This is a genomic window from Acinetobacter sp. AOR18_HL, from assembly GCF_027855145.1.
Lineage (GTDB): Bacteria > Pseudomonadota > Gammaproteobacteria > Pseudomonadales > Moraxellaceae > Acinetobacter > Acinetobacter pittii.
The window spans coordinates 77610-95304 of the sequence record NZ_JAKTIG010000079.1; the positions used below are offsets into that span (position 1 = coordinate 77610).

At 39.8% G+C, this 17695-nt stretch carries 17 protein-coding genes and 4 tRNA genes; 19 read left to right on the top strand and 2 right to left on the bottom strand.

Translation table 11 applies throughout. The features are described 5' to 3' along the window. Nucleotides 1-159: 159 nt before the first annotated feature. Together MKL51_RS18700 and argH are read right to left on the bottom strand one after the other, a co-directional pair. Nucleotides 160-429, bottom strand: a complete 270-nt coding sequence (locus MKL51_RS18700; protein ID WP_000089995.1) for an oxidative damage protection protein — start codon at nucleotides 427-429, stop codon at nucleotides 160-162. A 9-nt stretch (nucleotides 430-438) separates the two neighbouring features. Further along, on the bottom strand, nucleotides 439-1872 hold the full coding sequence (argH, locus tag MKL51_RS18705; RefSeq protein WP_002121138.1) for an argininosuccinate lyase: 1434 nt from the start codon (nucleotides 1870-1872) through the stop codon (nucleotides 439-441). Here argH and MKL51_RS18710 point away from each other — a divergent pair. The 19 genes from MKL51_RS18710 (at nucleotide 1863) to tuf (ending at nucleotide 17695) form a co-directional block, all read left to right on the top strand. Continuing rightward, nucleotides 1863-3002, top strand: a complete 1140-nt coding sequence (locus tag MKL51_RS18710; RefSeq protein ID WP_032006830.1) for a sensor histidine kinase — start codon at nucleotides 1863-1865, stop codon at nucleotides 3000-3002. The two genes, argH and MKL51_RS18710, sit on opposite strands and share 10 nt — an antisense overlap. Before the next feature lie 60 nt (nucleotides 3003-3062). Beyond that, nucleotides 3063-3803 carry a LytR/AlgR family response regulator transcription factor gene (locus MKL51_RS18715; protein WP_032006829.1) on the top strand — a complete coding sequence of 247 codons (741 nt, stop codon included), beginning with the start codon at nucleotides 3063-3065 and terminating at the stop codon, nucleotides 3801-3803. 100 nt (nucleotides 3804-3903) lie between these two features. Continuing rightward, nucleotides 3904-4821, top strand: a complete 918-nt coding sequence (gene hemC, locus MKL51_RS18720; protein ID WP_057082133.1) for a hydroxymethylbilane synthase — start codon at nucleotides 3904-3906, stop codon at nucleotides 4819-4821. Between the two features lie 3 nt (nucleotides 4822-4824). Further along, nucleotides 4825-5592: a uroporphyrinogen-III synthase gene (locus MKL51_RS18725; RefSeq protein WP_057089982.1), complete on the top strand. Its 768-nt coding sequence runs from the start codon at nucleotides 4825-4827 to the stop codon at nucleotides 5590-5592. 8 nt (nucleotides 5593-5600) lie between these two features. After that, entirely contained in the window at nucleotides 5601-6443 is an 843-nt protein-coding gene (locus MKL51_RS18730) for a hypothetical protein (RefSeq protein WP_032006827.1), read from the top strand. A 9-nt stretch (nucleotides 6444-6452) separates the two neighbouring features. Next, nucleotides 6453-7646: a membrane protein gene (locus MKL51_RS18735; RefSeq protein WP_032006826.1), complete on the top strand. Its 1194-nt coding sequence runs from the start codon at nucleotides 6453-6455 to the stop codon at nucleotides 7644-7646. A gap of 7 nt (nucleotides 7647-7653) precedes the next feature. Then, nucleotides 7654-8094: an acyl-CoA thioesterase gene (locus tag MKL51_RS18740; RefSeq protein WP_032006824.1), complete on the top strand. Its 441-nt coding sequence runs from the start codon at nucleotides 7654-7656 to the stop codon at nucleotides 8092-8094. A gap of 194 nt (nucleotides 8095-8288) precedes the next feature. After that, nucleotides 8289-8615, top strand: coding sequence for an H-NS histone family protein (locus MKL51_RS18745; protein WP_000801427.1), 327 nt, complete (start codon nucleotides 8289-8291; stop codon nucleotides 8613-8615). Nucleotides 8616-8948: 333 nt separating this feature from the next. Further along, nucleotides 8949-9692, top strand: a complete 744-nt coding sequence (gene gspN, locus MKL51_RS18750) for a type II secretion system protein N (protein ID WP_016144128.1) — start codon at nucleotides 8949-8951, stop codon at nucleotides 9690-9692. Then, nucleotides 9692-10528, top strand: a complete 837-nt coding sequence (locus MKL51_RS18755; RefSeq protein ID WP_032006823.1) for a type II secretion system protein N — start codon at nucleotides 9692-9694, stop codon at nucleotides 10526-10528. Before gspN ends, MKL51_RS18755 begins: the two co-directional genes overlap by 1 nt. A gap of 41 nt (nucleotides 10529-10569) precedes the next feature. Then, nucleotides 10570-12840, top strand: a complete 2271-nt coding sequence (gene gspD / locus MKL51_RS18760) for a type II secretion system secretin GspD (protein ID WP_014208195.1) — start codon at nucleotides 10570-10572, stop codon at nucleotides 12838-12840. Nucleotides 12841-12880: 40 nt separating this feature from the next. Then, entirely contained in the window at nucleotides 12881-13507 is a 627-nt protein-coding gene (locus MKL51_RS18765) for an FHA domain-containing protein (protein ID WP_032006822.1), read from the top strand. Nucleotides 13508-13573: 66 nt separating this feature from the next. Continuing rightward, entirely contained in the window at nucleotides 13574-14242 is a 669-nt protein-coding gene (locus tag MKL51_RS18770) for a phosphoglycolate phosphatase (protein ID WP_005079407.1), read from the top strand. 108 nt (nucleotides 14243-14350) lie between these two features. After that, the gene (gene trpE, locus MKL51_RS18775) at nucleotides 14351-15844 is read left to right on the top strand and encodes an anthranilate synthase component I (protein WP_032006821.1); all 1494 of its coding nucleotides are present in this window, start codon (nucleotides 14351-14353) and stop codon (nucleotides 15842-15844) included. Nucleotides 15845-15942: 98 nt separating this feature from the next. Continuing rightward, nucleotides 15943-16018, top strand: a tRNA-Thr gene (locus tag MKL51_RS18780). A gap of 54 nt (nucleotides 16019-16072) precedes the next feature. Further along, nucleotides 16073-16156 (top strand) — tRNA-Tyr (locus MKL51_RS18785). 37 nt (nucleotides 16157-16193) lie between these two features. Further along, nucleotides 16194-16269: transfer RNA gene (locus MKL51_RS18790), tRNA-Gly, on the top strand. 13 nt (nucleotides 16270-16282) lie between these two features. Further along, a tRNA-Thr gene (locus MKL51_RS18795) sits at nucleotides 16283-16357 on the top strand. A 147-nt stretch (nucleotides 16358-16504) separates the two neighbouring features. Further along, nucleotides 16505-17695 carry an elongation factor Tu gene (gene tuf, locus MKL51_RS18800; RefSeq protein ID WP_005065785.1) on the top strand — a complete coding sequence of 397 codons (1191 nt, stop codon included), beginning with the start codon at nucleotides 16505-16507 and terminating at the stop codon, nucleotides 17693-17695.

A 17695-nucleotide genomic window follows, 5' to 3' on the forward strand; every position in this document is an offset into this window, starting at 1 on the left:
GCTATAGAGTGATATTAAGTTCTTCGCTTTTTGATGTCATGTAGAGTCCTGTGCGCTCTATGTAAGGCTTTTTATGTTTGTGTAAGTTTCACGTAAAAAAAGGCGGATCTATGTATATAGACCCGCCTTTTTAATGATGATTAAGCTAAAACAAACCGATTATTCTGGTTTCCAGCCTTCAGCTTTTTCTACACTTTCATCATTGTTAAAGAACTTCTCACGTTGTTCTTCCAGAAACTTTTTAGCTTCTGGTTCAAACACGTTTAAACGCTTTTCATTAATTAACGTAGTTTGGTGTTGTAACCATTCTTGCCATGCTTGCTTAGACACATTTTCAAAAAAATCTTGGCCTTTAGCACCTGGGAAAGGAGCGAAGTCTAAACCTTCCATTTCCTTTTGATATTTACGGCAAAATACTTGTCGACTCATGATTTATCCTTAAGCGTATAACTGTTCTAAACGTGTATGGGCACGCGCAATCGCAGCTTCAACCTGTTTTGGTGAAGTTCCGCCAATATGATCACGTGCATTTACAGAAGCTTCTAGAGTTAAAGCTTTGTCAAACACATCTGCTGTAATTAAGTCAGAGAATTGCTGTAATTGCTCAAGTGTGAGTTCAGATAAGTCTTTTTCTTCCGCAACACCTAATGCAACAGCTTTACCTACAATTTCATGTGCATCACGGAACGCAACGCCTTTTTTCACTAAGTAGTCAGCAAGGTCAGTTGCAGTTGAGAATCCACGAAGAGCAGCTTCACGCATGATTTCAATATTTGGAACCAATGCAGGAATCATGTCTGCAAATGCCATGAGTGAACCACGAACCGTATCGATTGCATCAAATAAAGGTTCTTTATCTTCTTGGTTATCTTTGTTGTATGCCAATGGTTGACCTTTCATGAGCGTAAGTAAGCTAATTAAGTCACCAAATACACGGCCAGATTTACCGCGAATAAGTTCTGGAACATCCGGATTTTTCTTCTGTGGCATGATTGAAGACCCGGTACAGAAGCGGTCAGGAATATTCACAAATTTGAACTGTGCAGAAGTCCAAAGAATGAGCTCTTCTGACATACGTGATAAATGCATCATGATAAGTGCAGCAGCTGCATTAAATTCGATGGCAAAGTCACGGTCAGATACAGCATCAAGAGAGTTTTCAGATACAGCTTCAAACCCTAAAAGCTCTGCTGTATATGCGCGGTCAATTGGATAAGTTGTACCCGCAAGAGCAGCAGATCCAAGCGGCATACGGTTAACACGTTTACGGCAGTCTTGGAGACGTTCAGTGTCACGTACCAACATTTCAAACCACGCTAACAAGTGATGACCAAAAGTTACTGGTTGAGCGGTTTGTAGGTGTGTAAAGCCCGGCATAATCGTATTTACATTTTTAGCAGCCAAGCCTAACAAGCCTTTTTGTAAACGTTCTAATAATTTTAAAATATCATCAATTTCGTCGCGTAGGTAAAGACGAATATCAGTAGCAACCTGATCGTTACGGCTACGGCCTGTGTGTAATTTTTTGCCTGTAATGCCAATACGTTGAGTCAAACGTGATTCAATGTTCATGTGAACATCTTCAAGATCGATGCGCCACTCAAAGTTTCCAGCCTCAATTTCTGAGCGAATGGTGCTTAAACCTTCAATAATGTCATCGCGTTCTGCTTCTGTGAGTACGCCAACTTTCGCAAGCATGGTAGCATGCGCAATCGAACCAGCGATGTCTTGCTTATAAAAACGTTGGTCAAACTGAACAGAGGCGGTAAATTCGGCTACAAAAGCGTCCGTCGCTTCAGAAAAACGACCACCCCACATACCTGAGGTTTGGTCTGGGGTTACTGAATTAGGGGGATTTGAAGATGTGGTCATGGTGGCTCAGTAAAATAAAAAAGAGTATATCACTTGCCGAAGCTCAACAAACAAAGTTGTTTTCTACAGCATACCGAAATCAAAATTCCTCCTATTTTTTTACGAAAAGTGGGCGTTGGCAACACTTATTCGAATTAATTATCGCAAGTAATGTTTTGGCATTGGTTCTGGCATTGGCTGAAGCGCAGTCTTGGCAAGCCTTAAGCGGGGAAAGGCTTTTTCAATACATCGTTTTTATTAATTGGGTAATATTGTCCTTTTTTGCATTGGTTGAACGCTTTCAAGGTTTTTTTAGCAGCTTACGTCAAGAATTTGCTTTGGTTATTGGTTTTGTCATGCTGCAAAGTATTGTTGTTTTGACCACTTTAATGAGTAATTTTTTTCAGTTTGGACTTTTACATAAACATGCGTCATTAACGCAGGGCTGGGGTGTTTATTTTACCAATGTACCTTTATATCTAAGCTATGGAATATTACTCGGGGCCTTCTGCTTACGTTATTTATATGTCAGGGAACAATGGTTGCATCAGCAATATGCCGAATTAAATGCACGTATTCAGGCCATGCAAGCAAGAATTCACCCTCACTTCTTATTTAATAGTTTAAATAATGTGGTGAGTTTAATTGCGATAGATCCAGATAAAGCAGAAAGCATGCTCATTAGTTTGTCGCGTTTATTTCGAGCGAGTTTCCAAGAATTAAAATTGGTGAGTCTGCATGAAGAAATCGAGCTGAGTAAACAATATTTAATGATTGAGCAGGTCCGTCTAGGTGAGCGTTTAAAAGTTGATTGGAAGATCGAGCTTTCACCTGTGCAACTAAAACAGATCACTATTCCTTTATTGACATTACAACCTTTGTTAGAGAATAGTATTTTTCATGGGGTAGAACCAATGATGGGCAAAGCAACCATAGGGGTATTGGTTGAAATATTGCAAAATCAGGTCAGTATAGTCATTACCAACCCATATACAGACGATACAATAAATTCACGGAAAGGGCATGGAATCGCTCTTGAAAATGTTAAGCAGCGCCTGAAAGCGTATTATGGGAACACCGTTAGATTTCAGGTTTATAAAGGTGAGGCTTTATATACCACTATTATGAGCTATCAATATCAAACAAAATAATAAGTCAGTCAGAGTTAACCATAAAAAAATGGACCAAGTTAACGGTGACAAGGAGGATGAATGAAGGTGCTAATTTGTGATGATGAACCACTTGCAGTGGAGCGTTTATCACGTTTAGTTTCAAAGATGGGACATGAGGTTGTATCAACGGCTCATCATGGACAGGAGGCCTTGGAACAGGCACGGCTTCATCAACCGGATGTAATCTTACTTGATATTCAAATGCCAGGTATGAATGGGCTTGTCTGTGCAGAACAGTTAAGTCAGCTCAATCCTCGACCTGCGATTGTGTTTTGTACCGCCTACGATCAGCATGCATTGGAAGCTTTTAAAGCTCAGGCTCAAGCATATCTTCTTAAACCGATTGATGCAGTTGAACTTGAGCAAGCTTTAAGTCAGCTAACTCAACTTACTCAAGCACAGCTCAATGCATTACCGAATTCTGAGCTTTTACAAGATTTAAAGACACAGCGTCATCAAATTGCCGCAAAAACCTATCGCGGGGTTGAACTGATTCCTGTTGAAAATATCTATTACTTTTTAGCAGATCAGAAATATGTCACTGTGAGACATAAAAATGGCAGTGTATTAATAGATGAAACATTAAAAGAGCTTGAAACCGAATTCGCAGATCAGTTTATTCGTATTCATCGAAATGCATTGGTTTCGGTTGCATATCTAGATGGATTGGAGCTAGTCAGTTCGGGGCAATATCAGGTTAGATTACGTGGTCTTGATGAAAGACTTTCAGTGAGCCGTCGGCATTTATCTACGCTTAGAGAGCGAATTCATCAGCTTTAAATCTAAAAGAGTTAACTGGGACTTGCGAGATTTTACTTGCAATTTTAAGGGATCAAGTTAAGTTTAGGGTGTATTGTTTGACCAGCCCATGCTTGAATTTATGAAAACCTTGAAAATTGCTACACGACAAAGCCCACTTGCTCTTTGGCAGGCAGAACATATTCGTGCCCGTTTAGAGGAGCTTCACCCTGATTTAACGGTGGAACTGGTTAAATTTGTCACGCAGGGCGATAAAATTTTAGATACGCCTTTAGCAAAAATTGGGGGCAAAGGGCTGTTTGTTAAAGAATTAGAAGCAGCACTTTTAGATGGGCGTGCAGACTTAGCTGTACATTCAATGAAAGATGTCCCAATGGCTTTGCCAGAGGGTTTAACTTTAGCAGTGATTTGTGAGCGTGAAGATCCGTTAGATGCTTTCGTTTCAAATCAGTTTGAAAAATTCGCTGATTTACCACAAGGTGCAAAAGTTGGTACATCAAGCTTACGTCGTAAATCTCAAATATTAAAACAACGTCCTGATTTACAAATTATTGACTTGCGTGGAAATGTTGGTACACGGTTAGCGAAGCTAGATGAAGGTCAATACGATGCGATTATTCTGGCCAGTGCCGGTTTGAAGCGTTTAGGTTTGTCAGAACGTATCCGTCATTGTTTAACACCAGATATTAGTTTGCCTGCTGTGGGACAGGGTGCATTGGGTTTAGAGTGCCGTGCAGCTGACCAAGATGTATTGGCTTTAATTCAACCTTTATTACACGCAGAAACAGATGTTTGTGTACGTGCTGAACGTGCATTTAATGCCTATCTTGAGGGTGGTTGTCAGGTCCCAATTGCAGGTTATGCCACACTACAAAATGGTCAAATCCATATCGAAGGTCGTGTTGGAAGCCCAGATGGCCAAACATTATTACGTGCTGAACTGACAGACGAAGCCAATAATGCTCAGCAATTGGGTGAGAACCTTGCTCGAAACTTACTTGATCAAGGTGCTGGCGAGCTATTAAAGGCCCTCTACTAAACCATGTTGTTTATTAATACTCGACCTGATTCGCGTGCAGCTCAATTAACAGAAGCTTTGCAAAATGAAGGTTATCAGGTTGAGTCTTTACCACTTTTAGAGCTCGTTGCTAAGCCCTTTTCCGAACACTTACTCCAGCTTTACCAACAATTAATTAGGGCGCAAGCTATTGTGGTCGTCAGCCCAACCGCTGTTGAAGTGGGTGTGGAATATTTAGTAAAAAGCGGTTTAAAAATTAGCGATTTAAAACATATTCAGTGGATTGCGGTAGGGCAAGCAACAGCCAATTGTCTAAACGAATATGGAATACAAGCACATATCCCCGATGTTGAAACTTCTGAGGGGATGTTGAACCTACCTATTCTGCATAATATGCAACAGACGGGTAGCGTGGCTTTTTGGCGGGGAGAAGGTGGACGCCAATTTATGATGGAGACCTTGCAACAACAAGGAATTCAGATTTTAAATTTTGTTCTATATCATCGGCAGTGCCCAGAAGCTTCATATTCTACATTCAAACATCTGACACAGAATTCAAATTATAATTTAAATAAATGGCTCGTCTTAATTACAAGTGAAGCGAGCTGGAAGTATTGGCTAGAGCTTTGTTCAAAAAATAATGTACAACCTGATGGTGTATATCTGGTTTTGGGACCTCGTCTTTTTCAAATTGTTAAAGAGTATCGCGATCAGCAACAGGCTCATTTTCACATTATTCAACTTGAAAATTTATCGCCTTCGGGGATGATTCATCACATTCAGGCATTATAAGGATTCATATGAGAAAACTTGTTTCTATCATCATTTTGCTGGGCATAGCTTGGTTAGCTAAGCTCAGCTACGATATGTGGCAAATTTCTCGTACTGTTCCCGAGCTTAAACAAAGCCTGCTGCAATCCGAACAGCACTATGCCAATTTAAATGATCAATTGGTTGCTTTACAGCGACAGTTGCAGAATCAACCTGTGAATACAGGGAGTAAAACCAGTTCAGTCACTCAACCAGATGCACCGCCGACAGGTATTGCTCCTACAGTTCTAATTAAACAAAAATTAGATTTAATTCAATTTGCAATTGATCAGCAGCAGTTGATTTATGCAGTTGATCAATTAAACCAGTTACAGCAATCGCTTGTGCACTATGAAATTGCTCCAGCATTGCAACATAGCTTGAATCAATCGCTCGAGCAAGATAAACAGGCAGTTCAACAGTTTACTTTGGCTCAAAATCAACGCCATCAACTAATCGATGATTTATTACAGAACATTGATAAGAATATTCAACAAGCCTTAGCCCAGCCTAAACTTGAAATGGATCAATCCGAGACTGTGTCTTGGTGGAAAAAATGGTTCCGTATAGAAAAAGTAGAAACGCCGTCTATTAATTTAATGAGTCGCAGTGTCGTGCTTAAAGAAGTGCAATTAAGATTATTAATTGCTGAACAGGCACTCAATCAAGGAAAAATGACTGAGTATCAAAATGAGTTGCAATCTGTGATGCAAAAGTTAGATGAAATGCCTGATGCAACAAGTCAGCAGTTAAAAAAACGTATTGCTAAAGTGGCACATTTATCAGTCGTGCCAGTTCCTAAACTCTCTACACTTGGGCTAATTGGCTCATAAGGAGGATATATGAAGCACCTCCTGTGGGTTTATGTCGTCATCAGCTTAATACTCTTTGCAGCCTTAGCTTTATTTAGCTATGGCTATGGAATGGGATATGTCTATATTTACTGGCGACAATTGCAGCTGCAAACAAATGTCTGGGGATTAACTCTTACTTTTGTAGTGATGAGTTTTATTGCTCAACTCGTATGGCTGTGGATTAAACGTTATTCCTCTCGTGAACAAAGAAAAAGTGAAAACATCTTCCAGTTTAAAAACCTTCATCCTTATGAACAATTAGGTATTGTTTGGTTATTAGAAGCGGCCGAAGATCAACGTGTATTTATTGAACGTGTTTTTACTCAATCAGGGCTTTTAAAAAATATTATTGATGCCAGGTTTCTGGTTTTAAGTGGGGATTATCCAAAAGCATTGGCTGCTCTCGATCAATCACCACCTATGGCATTTGAATTGGCAGAGTTACAGCGAATTGAAATATTTTTGGCCGAAAATGAAGCCGACCGTGCATTAACTCATCTTGAATTTTTATACCAGCATCAGTTATCGCCTTGGTTACAAGAAATAGAAACTGCTTACCAGCAAAAATTAACTGCGTTATGGGGGCAATTAGCGCTGCAACATCCATGGGTGTATTTACGTTCCATGAAATATGGTTTGCTAGATGCTGAGCACCGTGATTTATGGTTGCAACAACTTCTTCAGCAATTTGACCAAGCCTCTATTGATGACTTACATGCCTTACAGCAACGTTATTTGGATTTAGAGTCTGAGATTCAAACTCGACCTTATAGTAGTAAGTTGTTATGGCTAAAACTGTTAGCACGCATGCCAGATATGAGCATGCAACATGCGGCGTTAACACTCCACTTATTAAAAGAGCAATTTGACCCAGAAGTATTTTATCTATGGTTTCAGCAACAATTGCTTAAACAAGTTCCAGACTATGCCGATGTCGAAGAAAAAATTATTGAGTTCGAAAATCAATATATGAGTTTACCAGTTTTAACCTTTGCAAAATGGCATGTCTATATGGCAACTGGGCGTCAAGCAGAAGCTGAAACATTATTATCATTATATCCAGATAATATTTTAATGAGCTATTTGCGTATTAAGTCAACGCTTAAAGAAGATGATGTGTTAATCAAACAGTTAAATCTAATCTTTGAAAATGATGCAAATTTTTTAAAGTTTAAAATATGAGGTAAAAATGAAAGAACTGTCTGTCTACCCGATAATATATGAACAGAAAGTAGCGTGGGGAGATATGGACGCTTTTGGTCATGTCAATAATGTACAATATTATCGATATATTGAAAGCTCACGTATTTTATATATGGAAGCAATCAATATATTAAACCCACATTTATATACCGTGGTAGCTTCAAGTCAGTGTAAATATTTAAAGCCTGTTTTTTATCCCGATGTATTGAAAATTGGTGTTCGCGTGGAAGAGCTCCGTAATAGCGCATTCCGTATGGCTTATATATTGTGGAGTGAAACCCAACAACAAATAGTCGCTACTGGTGAAGCTGTTATGGTATGCGTTGATAAATTAACAGAACGAAAATGCGAAATACCGCAGGAAATAAAACAAAAAATTATTGAGCTAGAAAAATCAGTTGGGCATGACTTAATACATTTATCTTAAATAAATATTAATAAAATATATTTCATTTATAATTGGTAATGTAATTAAAAGGTAATTTTTTTGGTTATTCTGATGAACACGGCTTTCAAACTATTGCTTATTGAATAGATTGTAAATAATATTGGTCTTGATTTTATGTTTTTAAATTTTGTCTGTATTATTTTGAATTGTCTGTAAGACTGGAGTATTTATTAATGAAACCGGATATCAGTGAATTATCTGTTGAAGAGTTAAAACGCTTACAAGAAGAAGCAGAAGCTTTAATTGCAAGTAAAAAAGATCAAGCAATCGAAGATGCTTATAATCAAATTATCGAGATTGCTGAAAATGTAGGTTTCAGTGTTGAACAACTTCTTGAGTTTGGTGCTCAAAAACGTAAGAAAACAACTCGTAAATCTGTTGAGCCTCGTTACCGCAACAAAAACAATGCTGAAGAGACTTGGACTGGTCGCGGTAAACAACCACGCTGGTTAGTTGCTGAAATTGAAAAAGGCGCAAAACTTGAAGATTTCTTAATCTAATCAAATTGCCATTTTTAAAAGCCAAGCAAATTTGCTTGGCTTTTTTATTGATAAAAATATCTCAAAATTTTGCTATGAATATTATTTAAAAATTGAGTGTTTAAATTGCTCTTTAAATGAATTGTTGAGATCAAATGTGCATTTAGTTCATTGAGCGTCAAGTTTTCATGATTTTGTCATACGTTCAACTTATAGTCTTAATATCGAAGCCAAGCCTGATTGCTTGGTTTTTTTATATGAAGTGAATTGGCGATGTTGAAAAAGTATGCATAATGTCAGACTAGGGAGCTACTCTCAAAATAAGGACGATAATTTGCATGTTGGTAAGGCTGAATGAAGAAAAAGTCTAAGCAATGGAAGTGGTGGTTTTTTGCCCTCATTGCATTTTTAATTTTTATTATTTTACAGATCCCGGCGACGTGGCTTATTTCTAAATTTTCAAAGAATAATCAAACTCTACACAATGTAAGTGGAAATATCTGGCAAGGCCAAGCAGATTGGCGGCGTGGTACTTTGAGAGGCTCGATTCATTGGAAAACTAGACCTCTAGACCTGTTTTTATTGAGGTTCGCTGCTGATGTAGATATCCATAGTGGAAATACCCAATTATCTGGGGTAATGGGCTATGGTGTAGGGAAAAAAGTAATTGTAAAGGCTATGAATGGTCAGGTAGCACCTGAAACATTAAAACAAATTGTGAATTGGCAATGGCCTGCGAACAGCATTCAACTGAAAGATATTGAGTTTAATTATAAGAAAGAGCAGGGGTTCGCAGCAGTTGATGGTCAATTACATTGGGGTGGTGGTGCTTTAATTTATAATATTGGTGATCGTCAAGACCGTATGAATATGCCTTCTTTAAATGGGCAATTAACGGATCAGAATGGACAATTACAAGTTGATATACGTGATCAACGCAGTCAAAAAATGGCGAATCTTTTATTAGATGCCAACATGATGCTTGATGTACAGCTTACCCAAAGGTTATTACTGAATATCCCATCTTATGATGGAAAAGCTGGTTTAGATACGTTTGTCATTAGTTCTCGTCAACCCTTAATACAAGGGGGTAACTAATGAAAGTATGGATTGAAAAATTACAGCAATTACAGTGGCAAAAATTAGACCGGTTAAGTGTAGTTGTATTTGCCTTTTTGGTTTTATGGTTGTGTTGGAAATTAGCTTCATTATTTTGGTGGGTAATTGCTCCTCCTCAAATGATGCAGTTTGATCGAGTCGAGTTAGGATCACAGCAGCCGCAAACTCCTAACATTAGTACTTTTTCGCTTTTTAATGAACCTTCAGCCAATGCGGCTCAGGAAAATGTCAACCTAGAATTACAAGGCGTAATGCTGGGCTATCCGAACCGTTTTTCTTCGGCTGTTATTAAGCTAGATAATATTGCTGACCGATATCGTGTAGGAGAAACAATAGGTTCTACCTCTTATCAGTTAGTAGAAGTTTATTGGGATCATGTGATATTGCGTCAAGGTAATGGAAGTACTCGTGAACTCCAGTTTAAAGGTTTGCCAAATGGTTTGTATCAGCCTATGACACCAGATGCCTCACAGCCAACTGCTACTGCGCCTCAATCATCGGCACCTGTTAATACGGCTCAAGAGGCGTTAGGACAGGCCATTCAGCAAATGCAAGGCAACCGTGAACAATATCTACGTGACATGGGTGTTAGTGGGAACTCCAGTGAGGGTTTTGAAGTTACAGAACGTACACCCACTGCGCTTCGAAATAAGTTAGGTTTAAGGCCGGGTGATCGGATTGTTTCTTTAAACGGTCAAACGGTTGGGCAGGGACAAACGGATGTGCAGTTACTTGAACAGGCTCGCCGAGCTGGGCAAGTGAAAATAGAAATAAAACGTGGTGATCAAGTGATGACCATACAACAAAATTTTTAGTGATAACACGTCACCATAAGAGTTAGGAATTATCGCAAGTTATGGCTTTATTGAATCATCAACGTCCACTTTGGGCATTACTTGCAGCAGCCCCATTGATTGCGACAGTGAGCAGCAGCGTCTATGCCCAAACATGGAAGATCAATTTACGTGATGCTGACTTAACTGCTTTTATTAATGAAGTGGCAGACATTACGGGTAAAAACTTTGCAGTAGATCCACGAGTGCGTGGTAACGTCACAGTAATATCGAATAAACCCCTCAATAAAAATGAAGTTTACGACCTATTCCTTGGGGTCTTAAATGTGAATGGGGTAGTGGCAATTCCTTCGGGTAACACTATTAAGCTGGTTCCAGATAGCAATGTTAAAAATTCGGGAATTCCTTACGACTCGCGAAATAAATTGCGTGGTGATCAGATTGTTACCCGAGTCATTTGGCTTGAAAATACCAATCCTAATGATTTAATTCCAGCACTTCGTCCATTAATGCCGCAATTTGCACATATGGCTGCAATTGCAGGGACTAATGCACTGATTGTTTCGGACCGTGCGGCAAATATTTATCAACTTGAAAATATTATTCGTAATCTAGATGGTACTGGCCAGAATGATATTGAGGCAATAAACCTTCAATCGAGCCAAGCGGAAGAAATCATTACTCAACTTGAGGCCATGAGTGCTACGGGAGCATCTAAAGATTTTAATGGTGCACGTATCCGTATTATTGCAGACAATCGAACCAATCGTATTTTAGTTAAGGGTGATCCTGAAACGCGTAAGCGTATTCGCCACATGATTGAAATGCTGGATGTGCCTTCGGCCGACCGTTTAGGTGGTTTAAAAGTTTTTCGATTGAAATATGCAAGTGCAAAAAATTTATCTGAGATTTTGCAAGGCCTCGTAACAGGACAAGCTGTTTCTTCGTCAAATAGTAATAACAGTTCTTCTAATTCATCGAATCCGATCAATAATTTGATGGGTAATAACCAGAATTCCAGTTCAAATACCTCTGGTTCAAATGGTAGTTCAATTTCTACGCCATCTATTAATTTAAATGGTAATTCGAACAATAATAATCAGAACAGTATCTCTAGCTTTAGCCAAAATGGGGTAAGCATTATTGCGGATAATGCCCAAAACTCGTTAGTGGTTAAGGCAGATCCTCAATTAATGCGCGAAATTGAATCTGCTATTCAGCAGCTTGATGTTCGTCGTCAGCAAGTTCTGATTGAAGCTGCGATTATTGAGGTTTCAGGTAAAGATGCCGATCAATTAGGGGTGCAATGGGCACTTGGTGACATTAATAGTGGTATTGGTCTAATTAACTTTACCAATGCAGGTTCAAGTCTGGCTTCATTGGCAGCAGGTTACTTAACTGGCGGTGCTTCTGGTTTGGGAAGTGCAATTGGAGCCGGTAGTTCAATTGCATTAGGGAAGTATAAAGAGGGTGCGGATGGTTCTCGCCAGCTTTATGGAGCTTTAATTCAAGCTTTAAAAGAGAATACAGCTTCTAATTTATTGTCTACCCCCTCTATTGTAACGATGGACAATGAAGAAGCTTATATTGTTGTCGGTCAAAACGTTCCATTTGTAACAGGATCGGTCACTACAAACAGTACGGGGATCAACCCATACACCACGGTTGAACGTAAAGATGTGGGGGTGACATTAAAAGTTATACCTCACATAGGTGAAAATGGCACAGTTCGACTTGAAATTGAACAAGAAGTTTCAAATGTTCAGGCGAGTAAGGGGCAGGCTGCCGATTTGATTACAAACAAACGTGCTATAAAAACAGCTGTATTGGCTGAGCATGGACAGACAGTAGTCTTGGGTGGCTTAGTATCTGATGATGTTGAATTTAACCGTCAAGGTATTCCTGGGTTAAGCAGTATTCCATACTTAGGTAGATTATTCCGCTCGGATACTCGAAGTAATGTGAAGCGTAACCTTCTTGTTTTTATCCACCCAACAATTGTGGGTGATGCAAATGATGTGCGCCGTTTGTCTCAGCAGCGCTATAGCCAGCTTTATAGCTTGCAATTGGCTATGGATAAAAACGGCAATTTTGCAAAACTGCCTGAGCAGGTTGATGATGTCTATAATCAAAAGATGACACCACCTAGTATTGCCTCTCAGCCGAAAAACTATCAACAGGTTCCTTCAGGTGGAAAAACCTCGACGGTAACTACACCTGTAGCCGTAGAGCCAGCAGTGCAAAAGCAAACTTTACAGTTACCTGATCCTGAAGTTAATCGTACTAAAAATACAGTAACAACAACGACACTGCGCCCAAGCACAGCACAGTAGTAGCATGTTATGATTGATAAAAAATGAATAGGACATACGCATGACTTGGAAACTACAAGCAATTACTGGTGAAATTACTGGCCAAGAAATTAATGTTGATCGTGATATGTTGGTAGGGCGTCATCAAGATGCCGATGTATTGTTGCAAGCTGCTGAAATTTCACGTCGCCATGCTGCATTGCTTCTAAAAGATCAAGCACTATGGGTGCAAGACCTTAATTCATCGAATGGCACATTTGTAAACGATATTCGTATTGAGCAAGAAAAGCAGCTACATGATGGTGATATTGTTCAGTTTGCTAGTTTTAAATTTTCTGTACTAGCGCCTGCACAGAAAATCACGGAATTACCTGAAATTGTAGCCGAGCCTGTACATACGACATCCTCTCCAGATTTAAGCGATCAAGGAATGCCGAGCCTTGCAGAGCGCGCTGCAGAAGTCGAAGTTCGTCGCGATGGTACGCCGCAGAATATTTCTATTCCAAAACCTGCACCTATTCCAGAAGGTGTGGATATCAATGCACAACAGCAAACGCCTATTGCTTTTGATGAGCCAGTTTCTCGTGTTGCTGAAGAAAAAGAGCAACAAAAGAATGCCTCAGTTGGTTTAATCACTATTATTATTTTAGTAATTTTAGCTGTATTGGCATGGTTATTCTTTAAATAATCCGTTGCTGCTTTTACAATCAAGGCATGCTAAACGCATGCCTTTTTAATTTTGAGTAGAAAAAAGATGTCTGTTGCACAACTAAGTAAGCGCGATTTAATTTTATTTGATCTAGATGGGACGTTGGTTGATTCTGCTGCTGATTTGTATCGGTCTATGAATTTAAGTTTAGAGGCGCTAAGTTGGCCATTGGTAACAGAAGTCCAAATACGAGAATGGGTGGGTAAAGGAGCTTCAAAACTCTGTGAAAGTGTTCTGCTTCATATTTTTGGAAAATTAGATCCTGAACAACATAAAGTCTTATTACAAAAATTTATTGATATATATAGTGTAGAACTCTGTGTAAATACTCAAATTTATCCTGGTGTAACCGAGTTTTTAAAACATTGTAAAACTTTGAACATACAAATGGCATGTGTTACCAATAAGCCTGTACAACTTGCCCAAGGTTTGCTTGATGCTTTACAGCTCTCTCCATATTTTCAAGTCGTACTTGGCGGGGATAGCCTACCTGAGAGAAAGCCTCATCCATTGCCATTATTGCATTGCATGCAAAGCCTAAAAATATCTGCTTCACAATCATTAATGATTGGCGATTCAAGTAATGATATTGAGGCTGCGCGTCGTGCTGGAATTGATTGTATTGTGGTTAGCTATGGCTATAATCATGGAGAAAATATCTATGATTGCCAACCTCAGCAAGTTGTTGATAGTCTTGCTGAGTTAATTATCTAATGAATGAAATGGAGATCAGAATGAATAAGCGTATGGTTTTTCGATGGCGTGTCTAAACCGAATCTAGAAAAACACACTTTTAAATCGAAACCATATTAGAGAAAATTCATGACAACATTAGCGCAATTTGAGCAACTCAAGGCTGCTGGTTACAACACGATTCCAGTTTATCGCCAACGCTTAGCAGATACAGAAACCCCTTTATCTGTTTTCGCTCGTTTTAAAGACCACACGCAAGCTTATTTATTTGAGTCCGTCGAAGGTGGCGAAAATTGGGCGCGCTATTCTATGATTGGTTTAGGTGAGTCGACGGTTTTCTCATGTAATGCAGGTGTTCTGTCTATACAACATGCTGATGGTTCAATTACTCAACAAGATTGCCAAGACCCATTTCAGTATATTCGTGAATTTCAGAAGCAATTTAAAGTGCCATCTGCTGAGCTCTTGCCAAACTTACCAAGTTTTACTGGCGGATTAGTGGGTTATTTAGGCTATGATGCAGTCCGTTATATCGAGCCGCGTTTAAAGAATGTTCCTACAGCTGACCCAATTACATTGCCGGATTTATGGTTAATGCTATCAAAGACAGTCATTGTTTTTGATAACCTTAAAGATACTTTATTTCTAATTGTGCATGCGGATACAGAGCAGAGTAATGCTTATGAAGACGCTCAGCAAAAATTAGATAAATTGGAACAGTTGTTAGCTACTCCAGTTAGTTTGCAAGCTAAGCCGCATACACCTCCACATTTTGAATCAATTACTGGTAAAACGAAATTCTTAGAGACAGTCGAAAAAGTTAAAGAATATATACGTGCTGGTGATGTGATGCAGGTTGTTCCAGGGCAGCGTATGGTTTCTGATTTCGATGGGGAGGCTTTACAGGTTTATCGTGCTTTACGTCATTTAAACCCATCGCCTTATTTATTCTTGGTACAAGGACAAACGATTACTGATAAAAAGCCATTCCATATTGTAGGGTCGTCGCCAGAAATTCTTTCTCGTTTAGAAAATGGTATTGCGACAGTGCGCCCTCTTGCAGGTACTAGACCACGTGGAAAAACTAAAGAAGAAGATCTTGCTTTAGAAAAAGACTTACTTTCTGATGAAAAAGAAATCGCAGAGCATTTAATGTTGATTGACCTTGGCCGAAATGACGTTGGGCGAGTTTCTAAAATAGGTAAGGTCCAAGTAACGGATCAAATGGTGATTGAACGCTATTCACATGTCATGCACATTGTCTCAAATGTGCAAGGCGAAGTTCGTGACGATATCGATGCGCTAGATGTATTTAAAGCAACTTTCCCAGCAGGTACTTTATCGGGTGCACCAAAAATTCGTGCAATGGAAATTATTGATGAAGTTGAGCCTGTGAAAAGAGGTGTGTTTGGTGGGGCAGTGGGATATTTAGGATGGCACGGCGAAATGGATATGTCGATTGCAATCCGTACTTGTGTTATTCGAGATAAAAAGGTCTATGTACAGGCTGGAGCAGGTCTGGTTGCGGACTCAAATCCTGAATCTGAATGGAATGAAACGCAAATAAAAGCTCGCGCAGTGATCAAAGCGGTTGAATTATCATCAAACGGATTGATTTTATGAGTTTTTAGCGGTTTTTTTAAAAAAACCGCTTGCATCGTTTGGAAGTTTTGCTAAACTGCACACCGTTCCGATACGAAACGTACGAAACACTAAGAAGAGCCGGCATAGCTCAGTTGGTAGAGCAACTGACTTGTAATCAGTAGGTCCACAGTTCGAATCCGTGTGCCGGCACCATCTTAAAGGTGTGTAGTTGTGAAGTAAAGAACAACACTGAAATAAGTGTGATATGGTGAGATTCCCGAGCGGTCAAAGGGGGCGGACTGTAACTCCGCTACGAAAGTTTCGAAGGTTCGAATCCTTCTCTCACCACCATTAACTTCGATTGAAGTGGTATATATGCCAACACAGTGCGGGAGTAGCTCAGTTGGTAGAGCGGCAGCCTTCCAAGCTGCATGTCGCGAGTTCGATCCTCGTCTCCCGCTCCATCGAAGGATAATCGCTCTTATAGCTCAGTGGTAGAGCACTCCCTTGGTAAGGGAGAGGTCTCGAGTTCAAATCTCGATAAGAGCTCCAGATACAGTTTAGTAGATTTTCTACAAAGATTTAAAAAGCAGGCTTATTAGTCTGCTTTTCAAGTATTGGGTGTTTGATTTTTTAGGCGATATGTCGATGCTGAGTTTTTGCTCAGAATTGTGTTCGACGTAAACGAGGACTATAAACATGGCTAAGGCTAAGTTTGAACGTAATAAGCCACACGTAAACGTGGGCACAATCGGTCACGTTGACCATGGTAAAACAACTTTAACTGCTGCGATTGCAACAATTTGTGCAAAAACTTACGGCGGTGAAGCGAAAGATTACTCACAAATCGACTCAGCACCTGAAGAAAAAGCACGTGGTATTACAATTAATACTTCACACGTAGAATACGATTCTCCAATTCGTCACTACGCGCACGTTGACTGCCCGGGCCACGCCGATTACGTTAAAAACATGATTACTGGTGCTGCTCAGATGGACGGCGCGATCCTTGTGTGTGCTGCGACTGACGGTCCAATGCCACAAACTCGTGAACACATCCTTCTTTCTCGTCAGGTTGGTGTACCTTACATCATCGTATTCTTGAACAAGTGTGACCTTGTTGATGATGAAGAATTACTTGAATTAGTAGAAATGGAAGTTCGTGAACTTCTTTCTACTTATGACTTCCCTGGTGATGACACTCCAGTTATCCGTGGTTCTGCGCTTAAAGCGTTGGAAGGCGATGCTGGTCAATATGGTGAGTCTTCAGTTCTTGCTCTTGTTGAAGCGCTTGACTCTTACATCCCAGAACCAGAACGTGCTATCGACAAAGCATTCTTAATGCCAATCGAAGACGTATTCTCAATTTCTGGTCGTGGTACTGTAGTAACAGGCCGTGTAGAAGCTGGTATCGTTAAAGTTGGTGAAGAAGTAGAGATCGTTGGTATTAAAGATACAGTTAAAACAACTGTAACTGGCGTAGAAATGTTCCGTAAACTTCTTGACGAAGGCCGTGCAGGTGAGAACTGTGGTATCTTACTTCGTGGTACTAAGCGTGAAGACGTACAACGTGGTCAAGTACTTGCTAAACCAGGTACAATCAAGCCGCACACTAAATTCGACGCAGAAGTATACGTACTTTCTAAAGAAGAAGGTGGTCGTCACACTCCATTCTTAAATGGTTACCGTCCACAGTTCTACTTCCGTACAACTGACGTAACTGGTGCAATCCAATTACAAGACGGCGTTGAAATGGTTATGCCAGGCGACAACGTTGAAATGTCAGTAGAATTAATCCACCCAATCGCAATGGACCCAGGTCTACGTTTTGCGATCCGTGAAGGTGGTCGTACTGTAGGTGCTGGTGTTGTTGCGAAAGTAACTGCATAA